Source organism: Rheinheimera pacifica, assembly GCF_900108485.1.
GTDB classification, from domain to species: Bacteria; Pseudomonadota; Gammaproteobacteria; order Enterobacterales; family Alteromonadaceae; genus Alishewanella; species Alishewanella pacifica.
The window spans coordinates 1-11,927 of the sequence record NZ_FNXF01000030.1 but is presented as its reverse complement, the minus strand read 5'-3'; the positions used below and the strand labels follow the sequence as shown (position 1 = coordinate 11,927).

9 protein-coding genes are annotated in these 11,927 nt (G+C 45.3%); 3 read left to right on the top strand and 6 right to left on the bottom strand.

Going from position 1 to position 11,927, the window contains the following annotated elements:
* A partial coding sequence (locus BLW68_RS20450; protein WP_092797097.1) for a heavy metal sensor histidine kinase occupies positions 1 to 1,116 on the top strand: 1,116 nt, incomplete at its 5' end.
* Between the two features lie 54 nt (positions 1,117 to 1,170).
* On the opposite strand, the gene BLW68_RS20445 is transcribed toward BLW68_RS20450, so the two are convergent.
* The 3 genes from BLW68_RS20445 to BLW68_RS20435 all read right to left on the bottom strand — a co-directional run bounded on the left by BLW68_RS20445 (position 1,171) and on the right by BLW68_RS20435 (position 6,609).
* Positions 1,171 to 3,018, bottom strand: a complete 1,848-nt coding sequence (locus BLW68_RS20445) for a 2Fe-2S iron-sulfur cluster-binding protein (protein WP_008224197.1) — start codon at positions 3,016 to 3,018, stop codon at positions 1,171 to 1,173.
* A complete protein-coding gene (locus BLW68_RS20440) occupies positions 3,015 to 3,773 on the bottom strand; it encodes a PepSY domain-containing protein (protein WP_008224194.1) in 759 nt (252 codons plus the stop codon). The genes BLW68_RS20445 and BLW68_RS20440 overlap by 4 nt, the downstream gene beginning before the upstream one ends.
* Before the next feature lie 160 nt (positions 3,774 to 3,933).
* Positions 3,934 to 6,609, bottom strand: a complete 2,676-nt coding sequence (locus tag BLW68_RS20435; RefSeq protein ID WP_008224192.1) for a TonB-dependent receptor — start codon at positions 6,607 to 6,609, stop codon at positions 3,934 to 3,936.
* A gap of 369 nt (positions 6,610 to 6,978) precedes the next feature.
* Between BLW68_RS20435 and BLW68_RS20430 the strand changes: the two genes are divergently transcribed.
* Complete coding sequence (locus tag BLW68_RS20430; protein WP_019677678.1) at positions 6,979 to 7,683, top strand: histidine utilization transcriptional repressor HutC; 705 nt, start codon at positions 6,979 to 6,981, stop codon at positions 7,681 to 7,683.
* Positions 7,684 to 8,134: 451 nt separating this feature from the next.
* On the opposite strand, the gene BLW68_RS20420 is transcribed toward BLW68_RS20430, so the two are convergent.
* Positions 8,135 to 9,193: a glycosyltransferase family protein gene (locus BLW68_RS20420; protein ID WP_143040006.1), complete on the bottom strand. Its 1,059-nt coding sequence runs from the start codon at positions 9,191 to 9,193 to the stop codon at positions 8,135 to 8,137.
* Positions 9,194 to 9,549: 356 nt separating this feature from the next.
* Here BLW68_RS20420 and BLW68_RS20415 point away from each other — a divergent pair, with 356 nt between their 5' ends.
* Positions 9,550 to 10,242, top strand: a complete 693-nt coding sequence (locus tag BLW68_RS20415) for an SOS response-associated peptidase family protein (RefSeq protein WP_092797094.1) — start codon at positions 9,550 to 9,552, stop codon at positions 10,240 to 10,242.
* An 8-nt stretch (positions 10,243 to 10,250) separates the two neighbouring features.
* On the opposite strand, the gene BLW68_RS20410 is transcribed toward BLW68_RS20415, so the two are convergent.
* Both BLW68_RS20410 and BLW68_RS20405 read right to left on the bottom strand, forming a co-directional pair.
* Positions 10,251 to 11,522: a hypothetical protein gene (locus tag BLW68_RS20410; RefSeq protein ID WP_143040005.1), complete on the bottom strand. Its 1,272-nt coding sequence runs from the start codon at positions 11,520 to 11,522 to the stop codon at positions 10,251 to 10,253.
* A gap of 109 nt (positions 11,523 to 11,631) precedes the next feature.
* A partial coding sequence (locus BLW68_RS20405; protein ID WP_143039918.1) for a transposase occupies positions 11,632 to 11,927 on the bottom strand: 296 nt, incomplete at its 5' end.

Below are 11,927 nucleotides of genomic sequence, written 5' to 3'. Positions count from 1 at the left end.
AACCGCTTACTGTACCGCAATGCCGACGTTGACTTAAGCCTGCTGGCTGCCAACACCCCGGCCAGCGCCGACTACAATGCCAAAACCATCCACCACTGGCAGTTGGACGGCAAAGCCTATCGCGGCGTGTTCAGCCGCCTGACCACGGCAGATCAGCACTATAAGGTCATTGCTGCTATTGATATCAGTTTTCATACCCATTTCTTAGCGCAGTTACAGCGCAGCCTGGGGCTGATTTTACTCGGCTCTGCGCTGCTCACCTTGCTGGCGGCCTGGCTGGCGGTGCATCAGGGGTTGAATCCACTCAGAGGCCTTAGCGAGCAAATGCGTGATATTCAAACCAGTAAACTGGATATTCGTTTGTCACCAGGCGAGGTCCCGACCGAACTGCGCCACATGGTGCAGTCTTTTAATCTGATGTTAGATCGGCTGGAGCAGGGATTTACCAAGCTGTCGCACTTTAGTGCCGACATCGCCCACGAACTGCGCACGCCGCTGACCAATATGATCACGCAAACGCAGGTCAGCTTATCACGCGCGCGCAGCGCAGACGAGTACCAGAATCTGCTGTTCTCCAATCTGGAGGAGCTGGAGCGGCTGAATAAAATGATAAGCGATATGTTGTGGTTAGCGAAAAGCCAGAACGGTTTACTCACACTGCAAAAGCAAACGTTAAATCTGGCGGACGAAATTCAGGCGATTTTTGACTTTTTTGAAGCCCTTGCTGAAGAGTCTGGTGTTAGTTTGCATTTTTCCGGTCCGGTAATTTTGGTGCAGGCTGATCGCACCTTACTGCGACATGCTTTAACCAATCTGCTGTCAAACGCATTGAGATACACTGCTCAGAGCCAAAGCATTACAGTAACAACAGCACTGGCATCACCAGACTCGATCACTATCAGCGTCGAAAATCCTGGACCGCCTATTCCTCCGGAACATTTACCGTATTTATTTGAGCGCTTTTATCGTGCAGATCAATCAAGGCAACGGCATAGTGAAGGTGCCGGTTTAGGGTTGGCTATTACCAAAGCCATTGTGGAAGCACACGAAGGACAAATTAATGTCGAATCAGATTTAGAGAGCACGCGTTTTGTGATCAGACTTAAAACAGCCTGATCACAGCTTCAAAGTAAAAACTGCGCGGAATCGTCCCACGCAGTTCCGTTTTAGCTAGCTAAATTCATCAAAGGCAATATTACTTTCTGGCACACCTTTGTCGCGCAGCAACCGAATAGTGTCATCCATTAAGCCTTTAGGCCCACACAAATAAAACTCAGGTTCACCTTGCTCAACCACATTCTGCCAGTTTAACGCCAGCACGTGCTGAGCATAGCCAGTCGCACCAAGCCAGCCTTTGTCCGGTCGTGACAACACCGGGTAGTAATGAAAATGCGGATACTGCTTCGCCAACTCATAAAAGTAATCAACGTAAATCACATCATTTTCGTTGCGAGCGCCGTAAAAGAAATGCAGCGGGCGTGGTGGCTTATCACCTTTATTATTCCGATGCAGTGCTAACTGTTCTTCGATCAGCGCTTTAAGTGGCGCCATGCCTGAACCTGCGCCAACCAGTACCATTGTCTTATCGCTACCGGGGCTAGCGTAAAACTCTTCAAAAGGCCCCAAGGCCTCAACCCGGTCGCCAATGCGTAAGTTACCCAGATAGTTCGAACCGATACCGGGTAGTACGGACGGGTTCTTAGCACTTTGTAGTTTAATGACAAACACTAACTCGTTTGTCGTATCATCTATGCCAGCCAAGGAATAGCTCCTGCTACAGGCACCGTGTTGATAGTTTAATCGGTCAATATGCTGCCAGTCCTGTTGTAGCAACTCAGGCACATCCAAGGGCACCGAACAGCCACTTGCCTCAGGGATAAAGAAGCGCATAAATGCACCAGCTTTATATCGCATAGGAATCTTCGATTGAGTAGTAAAGCGCAACTCTTTAATAAAAGGGCTTAAAAATTTACTGCTAACTAATTCCAACTGGTACTTCTTCGCATCAGTTATGTCCATTAATGTCATATGTTCAACATCATCACTGAAGTGCTGACAAGCCAACCGGTAACCCTGTTCTAGTTCGAAGGCACTAAAATGCTGCAGATCCGCAGCGGTAGATTTAACATTTTGATTTATCATAATGCGGCATCGACCACAGGTACCGCCACCGCCACAAGTTGAAGGCAAGATAATATTGTGCTCAACCAAACCATCTAATAAATTTTTATGATTGGAAAAAGCCACCTGTCCCAGACTTTTTTGGTTACGGTCAAATAACTTAACGGTGGTTTTGCGAGCAAACAGCTTAATTTTATACTGGCCGCGTAGAGCCAGATCTATGGTCCAGACTAGACCTGTACCGCTAAGCCATAGGGCAATAAAGGCAAACACTATCATTAGCGCGCTGTTAAAACTGCCTTCATTGGCATAATCCATAAAATGCAGTTTCAGGAAAAAGTCGGCCAGGCGTTTATCATCATCACTGTGACCGGCAATACGGCCTGAATCGGCCTCAACATAAACGCTGGTGTTAATTTCATCGGCAAAGTTTACCTGCCACACAGGATTCTTTTGTTTGAGTAAATCGGCAATCGGTGGCTGCAGCAATGTTGCAGACACAATTTCTCCCGGTCCGTTATAGGATGCGCTGGCCAACTGTTTAGCAAAATCAACATCAAGCGTCACTGGCAAACCTGTCCGCGCATCGACCAAACTGTGTTTGTTGACAAAGTTAGCGTACAAACCGCGCTGATGGTTAAGCAAATAATAGGGTTTTTGCGCTAACTCAATTAACGACAGCGTGGTGCTGGGTGCATATTGCCGTAGCACGTCGGCTGGCTCCTGCAACGCCAGCGTATTCCAGGCCAGCGACGGATGCTGATGCACTTTGTAAGTGTGTCCTGCCGCTTTGGTATGATCCATAAAGTTGAAGTACATGCCACTACCCAGCCAGATAAGAAACTGAACACCGACGATAACGGAGGCCCATTTATGGATTTTTCTGACCAAATTCATCGTGCTACTCCTGCTACGTGACTGTCATTGCTATCAGGAGCAAGTAATGCTTCATCTGCTTTGCGAAACACGCGGAAATAGGCCAGCACTAGTCCCAGTACCGAGGCTAAAATGCCTAACATGGTGAACCAGAACAACAGGCTGTTATCAATATCTGCACCATCGTCATAATCCATCACATGAAAGCGGAACATCCAGTCAAACAGGCGCCAGAAACTATGCCGTTTACCAACCAATAATCCCGTCTCAGCAGACACATAAATTGCCGGGGCGCCGAAGTCCGTGAAATTTACCCTCCAAGCTGGCATGACCGCAGGATTGAGCTCAAACGGGGCGTTTTCACTTATCAACTCAGCACTTTCGACTGTGCCTGCACCGCTATAATAGAAGCGGGCAGCTTTTTCTGCCTGAGCCTGGTCTAACGGCGGCATTACAGCGCCGCTACTGGCATCAATGGCTAACTTTTGTTCTTCCAGTGTAAAACGATATACAACCTTATCCAGATAACGCCCCAAGGAAATGGCTTTTGCCTGCGGATAGTGTTGTAACAAACTTTGCAGTGAGTAGGTGACCTGCTGTGGATCGATTTTATCCTGTTCATTATTAACCAAAGTATCGCCATGGATATAATCAATATCCAAAAACACCATATAGGCCCCGGTTACCGACCAAACCATAAACTGCAGGCCAATAAACGCCATCAGCCATTTATGGTATTTTCTGCTGATTTTCAGCAGCCGCATTGATTTATTCATTATCAGCCCTCTAGTGCGGCTGGTTCACACAGCAGCTTAGTAACTGCACATGAAACCATTCGTTCCGTTCAACTCATTGATTTTTACTATTGAATAAAGTAAGCACCTGAGTGGAATGCTTGTATACCATTCCACTCAGGTGCTACCGGTTAACAATGACTTAGAACTGGTAGGTGGCGCGGATGAAGCCGCGGCGTCCTAAAAGATCATATGTCATAACGTCAGTGTTGGCATCGTTCCATGACGTCAGATACGGTGCTTTTTTGTCGAAAATGTTGTCGACACCCAGGCTAAATGTTAACGCATCACTGTAGTACCATGAAGCTGATATATCGGAATAGGTAACTGAACCGACAGATTTACCAAGTGGGTCGGAATCAGTACCATTGACATCATCTGCACTGCCGATATAACGCAAGGAATAGCTTGCTGACCAGTCATCTGTCATCACGCTGTAGCTTAAATTACTACGCCATTCAGTGTAACTTCCTTGGTCCTCAGTAATAAAACCTACTTTGTCGATAGTAGGTTGGCCTTGGAATGGAGTGCTTTCATGTTTTAGCAAACGGGTGATGTCTAAAGTCGCTCGGCTGCTCAAACCAAAAAGGTTAAATTTGTATACCGTGTTAAGGTCAACACCGCTGACAGTTTCTACCGCAGCATTCACCGGGCGCTGATTCAACTCATTAACCTGGTGAGTTACCGGATGCCGGGTAAAGGTATCGCAGAACTTCGCGTTACCGATAGGGTCTTCATAGCATAACCGCAGCATATCGGAACCATTAACAGATGTAATAGCTTCGTCGATTCTAATATCGAAGTAATCTATCGTCGCAGAAAAACCTTCAAGGAATTCAGGCTGCCACACGATACCTACTGTGGTAGTGTCAGCCGTTTCCGGTTCCAGTTTGGGGTTGCCGCCAACACTGGTCAGAATTGTCGTGCCGTCCTGTACAAAATCTGCGGGTACACCTGCCGCCTGGCAGTTTGTAGCTATCGCGCCGGTAGCATTTTCACAAGGGTCTATCGTGCGTAGGTTTTCGCCATTGGTACCGCCGAAGAGCTCAGTAATCACTGGTGCACGAAACGCTGTTGAACGCACAGCACGCAGCATCAGGCTGTCGTTCACACTCCATGTTAAACCCATTTTGTAAGTCGTTTCCGCGCCTGCTGTGTTGTAATCGGAGTATCGTGCAGCTAGTTCAACTGATAACTGTTTAACCAAAAACTCATTGGCCAGCAGAGGGACGGATAACTCACCAAAAATTTCATTGACATCATAACTTCCGCTGATGGGATCCTCTAATCCGTTACGCAGTACCGTGGAATCGGGATCTCGCCATCCTTTTTCTGTTCGACTTTCAGCACCGATAGCAAAACCTAGACCGCCTGCTGGTAGCTCATATAAATAACCATTCATATTTGCAGACCAGACACGCATTTCATTGCCACCGGTTCCTTCACGGCGGTATTTTACGTAATCAATAACGTCTTGCGTCAGCTCGTTTTTCCCGAACCAGTCACCACAAGGAATACCATTGCTGTTGTCATAGGTGCAAATGCTATCATCTAAAGTTTGTGCAGCTCGGTCTGGGTCAATATCAAAGGTCCAGCCATCAGTACCAGTATTGCGGCCATAGTTGTACGATATGTCCCACTCCCAGCCATTGCTTAATACACCGGTTAGCCCCGTTACAACCCGAACAGTATTAGTTTCCTGGAAAAAATAAGGCGCGCCCAGTTCGGTATTACGCCGACGTAAAAACTCTAGATCCTGACCGGTAGGGTTGTATTGAAAATCGGCATCGACTTTGATACCAGCGAAACCATTCCTCGGTGTAACGATTTGCTCCCCCTGCCGGTTAGCGTAACTTGCTTCTACAAACAGCTGCACCGAGTCATTAATGTTGTAGTTAGCAAAGCTGGATATATTTATCCGCTCCATTGGGCTGACAGCATTGAGATAAGGAATGGAGTTAAAACTGTGTATTGCACTGTTATAAGGGCCATAGTTGTTACCGTTCGTGGCGGTATCTGGATCCAAGTTAAACTGAACCTGAGTTCCGTCAGCCAATAACGCACGACCACCTTCGCTGGTGGTGCTGCCAAAACACTCAAAAGTGCCATCTTCTGTACCGTACTTTGAGCATGCAATACGATCAGATTGACGCACCGCAGACGTGTTGTTGTAACTCAAATTTACAACCACATTACCCTTGTCAAATTCGCCGCCCAGTGTCAGGCTCAAATCCTGATTTTCAGCATCGCCCTTATCCGACATACCAGCCTTCACGTTTAGCTCAGCGCCGCTGAACTCTTTTTTGGTGATTATATTCACCACACCGGCCACCGCATCGGCACCATATACAGCCGATGCGCCGTCTTTTAAAACTTCAATTCGCTCAATCATTGATGTCGGGATCATATTCAAATCGACCGAACTATTGGCACCAGTACCTCCGCCGACGACGCGACGGCCATTTAACAATACCAGAGTACGCTTAATACCCAGGCCACGTAAATTGACCTGCGCGGTACCATAACCACCACTGGTCCAGTAAGCGTTGGTAGCGTTACCAGCCACACCAGCTGAAAAAGACATTTCCTGCAGCAGGTTTTCTACATTAGTAATACCTGATGCACTGATATCAGCTGAGGATATAACCGATACTGGACTAGCTGTTTCAATATCGGTACGTTTAATTTTTGAGCCGGTAATTTGAATACGTTCAACTGGCTCACTGTCTTGCGCCTTCGCTTGCGTGGAAACCGCCACCGCACCGGCCATCAACATCGCGGTATATACACGACTAGGCGTCATATTTATTGCTGTCATTGAATGTTCTCCTGAGTAGCATTTGTACCAGCTGAAGCCGGAATTTATTATAAAGTCGCTGCTTGCTCAATTGTTATACAACAGCATACCGGTATATACAACAGCAGTTTTGAAATTAATTTTCTAAGATTGCCTTGGTGAATACCGATTGAGTTGATTAAAAATTGACAGCGTAGCCGCGTGGTATATACTGGCACAGTGTTGCTGACATGTAACTTGTGCGAAACGCCCATTTAGCACCGATCAAACGTGGAAAATCTGTTGGCGGAAGTGCAACCCAGTATAAAATTACCGTTCATGCATTGAGGTGTAATGGTATAGCTGTATATCCACTTCAAACTTATTGTTAATAGGTAATATGGACATTGCATGAAGCTGCCAAAGTACCGCCTCATTTCTAATGAGATTAAAAAGAAGATAAGTGCCAGTTTATGGAAAGCTGGCAGCCAGATCCCGTCGGAAACCGAATTGGCCAACCACTTTTCGGCCAGTAGGATGACCGCGCGAAAAGCCGTCGAAGAGCTGGTCAACAGTGGCGTACTTGAGCGCGTTGCCAGTGTAGGTACATTTGTAAAGGAACCTGCCGCGAAAAGTTCGTTATTGGAAATCCGCAATATCGCAGACGAAATTCGCTCCCGTGGTCATGTGCATAAGATGACCGTGTTAAGCAAGCTGACGCTAATCCCCAACGACGCCATCGCATTTACGCTGTCACTTAATAGCAGAACGGTTTATAAAATTATCATCGTGCACTCAGAGAATGAGCAACCTATTCAGTTGGAAGAACGTTATGTAAATGCTGAACGGGTGCCGTTGTTTTTGCAGCAGGATTTTAGCAAGATAACTGCCAGTGAGTATCTAAACTCAATAGCACCAGTCACTGAAGCTGAAATAACGGTAGAAGCGGTGATGCCTACGAAAATACTAAAGCACAACCTTCAAGTGGACGATGGAGTACCGTGCCTGAAAGTCACCCGGATTACACATTCTCACGGCCAACCGATCTGTTATGCAGTTCTGTATCACCCTGCCAACCGGTTTAAACTCACAAGCCACCTGGATATCAATGCTTGATTTTGCCCATGGTGTAATTCACGTACACTTCGTTTAATATTCAATAATACAGTCTAAATATTACTGGCTCTGACGGTTACTAGGCACTTTGCCATAGCAGATGTGTAGTTCCAGCTAAGAGCTTTGAGGAAAGTATGTGAACAATAAGCCTCTTGCATTACTACAACCTTGTCGCTGAAGATATTTCGCATAAAAAGACATTGACTGCGGATAATCATTCCGTAACTAGGCAGAAAGCAGTGCAAATTCTGCAGGAATGGTATTGGACTGGATTTGTTGTCACTTGTAAAACTTCTCGCTGACAATAGCAAGAAGGGAATTGTTTTGATGTTACCCGGGTATCGCTGTAATCAATGGTATCAGGTGGGCGAATCACATTCTTGCTATACCGAAGCACTGAAAAGCTTAGGAACCCTAATAGACAGAGTTCGGGTTCCAAGGTAAAGCGTTACTACAACATAGCAATTCTGGAACGCCACGTTTCATTGCGCTCTATGATGCTATTGGCATTATTTATCCAACTGCTGTAATGCCCTTCCGACACTGATACTGAAATTTGTTTCAGCTCAGCCATACTATTGTAAAACGCTACGCCATTATCACTTCCGTAAGACTCAAATAAGTAACGTGTAGCACTGCTTAATACAGAGGTTCCTCTTGCTAATGGATAGACAACTCGCTCATGCTGGCCTTGCTCAAAACCGGGTGAATGATGAAGAACAAACCGACTGTTTGAAATCAGGTTTTTTAACTCAGTAAATGGTACTGCCGGCAAGTAGCAATGAGAGTCGTACTGATGCGTCTTATCCCAGTTACTACCGACAATGGTTAGTGCAAGCCCTGCCTGATGACATTCTTTTATCAGCGTATTTCTATCACGCCCTCGTAAATATAAATCGCACCGCCGAAGGAAAGTTACAATCTGATCATTAAGCTGAACGCTTGGCGATATTCCAGACTGCATAAATCCGAGCATTCTTAACACATCTGAAATGCTGCGAACATTAGCGTCGGTTAACTTCGCTGCGATATTCGGGGCGACTTTATTGATTTCAGCAAAATGTGCGCTTTCATCTGTAAATGAGGCTGGAAAAAGAATGCCTTTCTTCTGACTAAAAGGGACATATTCAGCTGATAGTTCAGTATCGCACACTGCATGCGGCCAGAACTGAGCTTGAATACCAAGTTGTGATAGGAAAGTGACATGCTCTTTGTCTACACAGAGAAGCTTTGCTTTGGTGCCATAAAATCGCGGTAACAAGTGGATTGGATGGTCAACTAGGTAAGTGTAAAAAGGGATCGTCGCGAGCTGCGGCAATTTGTTTATCAGCTCAACGGCCAAGGCATTGACCGACAGTGCGAGTTTTAACTGAGCTGTATCAATAAGTGATAGCTGGCTGAGCAGTTCGTCATCGGAGCTTTTATCTTTTAAGCTAACCTCATATACCCGATATCCAAGCAGCTCAAATGCCCGTTTTATACCGTTTATAAAGTCATCAACATCAACCACTTGGCGGCAAGTACAGTGTAAAGGCAACGTACTAAACGTGGGTAAACTTGCCAAGCAATGTTGCATCATATATTTAACGTCTGATCGTTTGCCGTACTGGTTATAACAAATTACCAGTAACTCAGAATATGCATGGATGGCGCTCGGATTGTTAACATATTGGCTGTGCCCGAATGTCTCAGAATATTCGAGCGCAGTATTTTGTTGATACTTATCAATGTCCGCTTTCAGTGAAAAGCGCCGTTTTAATCGAATCTCAGCGAATTTCCGCTTTTGGCACACAGCAGAAGAAGTGTTTCCAAACTCACTTAATAGCTCATACTACTATCATTTAAGTGGTAAATTGAGTTTAAGGCATGTGCGGCAGACTTAACGTAATTGACGATCCCGGCGTAAGAGAACTGTGTGAAGGGCTACAGATACAGCTGTTCCCTGAGCGCCAAATATTTAGCAGATTTATCAGGGCTACTAATCAGGTCAGTATTGTCAGGCAGAAAGATGGCGTCCGTCGAATGGACAACGCTATTTGGTGGCTATTACTTGAACCATCTGCTACCGGCTTTAAACCATCTAAGTACACCTCGTTCAACACCCGGTATGACAAGCTAAATGTTAAAGGCTCTGCAGGCTACCATGCCTACCGCCATAGCCGGTGTGTTATTCCAGCTAAGGGCTTTGGTGAAACAGAATACTTGAACAACAAGCCACACCACTACCATGACCTTGTTGCTAAAGATGGCGCTATTTTACTTGGCGGCCTTTGCCGGGAGTGGATTAACAAAGATACCGGTGAAACAGCATTATCTTGCTCAGTTATTACCCTGCCGCCACATCCTAAGCTGATGCATATTCATAGCAAGGCATCACCACTATTACTGCCATTAGACATGGCTTTGGTGAACCGCTGGCTGGATGAAAGCATTACTGACCCAAGCGAGTTTGAGCCACTGCTGCAGCCATATATACCCTATGACCTGATAGCACAGCAGATAGATAAACCGAGTACTTACAGTGCAATCGCCACTCCTTCACTAATTAACAAAGATTAGCCGCCCAGCTATCCAAGAATCAGCTTTTTCAGGTGCATTAGAGCCTTTTCCTGCGCTAGTTCTAGCAAACTATGATTGATGGGAATTTCATGGGCAATCAGCTCTTGTACACTAATCACACTTGCGCCATTGTGATTCATATACCAGTACATAAAACCATATTTTCTGACGAGCTTCTTTTGTTCTTCGGTTAGCTTAAGCAACAGGCGCGGACAATAAACTTTTGTTCCTTTCAGAAAGTATTGCGAGCCATAAACAAGATTTTTTAATTTCAATCCACCTGAATCATGGGGCTTACGCACTCGTTCTAAACGACTAATTTGTATCGGCTGAAATGGCACCTTACTGAACGACAGCAACGGAATATCCCAAGGCCCCTGGTCAATTAATTTTTGCAGTTTATTGTAGGCTCTCAGATGACTAGTTTCAGGGCTCCCGATTCGCTGTGTTCCCACCACTTCTTCATCAGCACTCTCATTCAGAAAGTAGTCATACTCTGTGCATGCTGTCTGATCGACTAACAACTCTGGCAAATGCAAACCGACGATATCAAGTGCAATATCAAGCCGAGTAACATTGGAATTGAGAAGTTTACTCTTTGCGTTTTTACCAATCGCTTTTTTTAACCAGCGAAAGAATGCTTGCAACTCAGATTCCGTATGACGTGCAGGATTCAGTGTGATTTTAAGAAGGTTTTGCTCACTTCTTTTTGCTGCTACTTCAGGATGCAAACCCCAAAGTAGCAATATCTTGTCGTCGCGACCAAAACTTAGCATCGCAAAACGTTGATATACATCTTTGTAGTTAGCAAGGACTTCAGCCTTCCCTTGTTTTATAAGGTTTAAACATTCGGGCAACTGCTTTAGATGACTGGCCTTTAATGCTTTTAACTCATCCTCATTAACATCTATGGTTAGATACAGCATATCTACAAATGGCGTTGAACCAAATGCTGATGGATTACTGAAAAATAACGTTAGAAAGCTGTGTAGTCTGGATAACTTGAACTGACGCACTGCTTGAGAATCTGGCTTATGGCTAAACCAATTTTTGGTCTCTGATTTAACCATAAGCTCACTATTAGTATTGTTAATCACTTGCATATACCAATCTGTGCTATTTAGCTTATTGGTAGCTGCTGAGTAATAGGTCATGTTTTCCAGATAGTCATTACTGGATTGGGTAAGTAATAGGTTGATATGTCTAGGAATAGAATCAGAATCCTCTGTTGTATTATAGAGCTTGGTTGATGCTGTCTTCTCAATATTACCGTTCTGCATGTCTTTATACCTAAGAGCTTTTTTAATCAGCAACGCAACTACAGCAATCTGATTTAGAACACTAATCACACTAAAGCTGGAGGGTGTTCAATATTCTGTGTCAGCTTGGTCACAGGTCGATATGAGCGTCTAAGCGCCCCTCGAAGTGTATCGACAGCTGTGACAGCGTCAGATTCCAGTTTTGCACCGGGTGTGTCCAACGCTCAGATGCCTGCAAGATACCGGCATAAAGCAGCTTAAGCAAACTGTTTTCATTGGCGAATCCGCCCTTGGTTTTGGTCAGTTTACGGAACTGGCGATGCACGGCTTCCACGGCATTGGTGGTGTAGATAGCCGTTCTGACGTAGTCAGGGTATTTAAAATAGGCTGATAGCGTTTGCCATTTGTTGCGCCAGGATTTAATCA

Coding starts and splice junctions, on each gene's coding strand:
- BLW68_RS20415 (WP_092797094.1), top strand. CDS start 9,550: ATGTGCGGCAGACTTAACGTAATTGACGATCCCGGCGTAAGAGAACTG.
- BLW68_RS20430 (WP_019677678.1), top strand. CDS start 6,979: ATGAAGCTGCCAAAGTACCGCCTCATTTCTAATGAGATTAAAAAGAAG.
- BLW68_RS20445 (WP_008224197.1), bottom strand. CDS start 3,018: ATGAATTTGGTCAGAAAAATCCATAAATGGGCCTCCGTTATCGTCGGT.
- BLW68_RS20440 (WP_008224194.1), bottom strand. CDS start 3,773: ATGAATAAATCAATGCGGCTGCTGAAAATCAGCAGAAAATACCATAAA.
- BLW68_RS20410 (WP_143040005.1), bottom strand. CDS start 11,522: ATGCAGAACGGTAATATTGAGAAGACAGCATCAACCAAGCTCTATAAT.
- BLW68_RS20435 (WP_008224192.1), bottom strand. CDS start 6,609: ATGACAGCAATAAATATGACGCCTAGTCGTGTATATACCGCGATGTTG.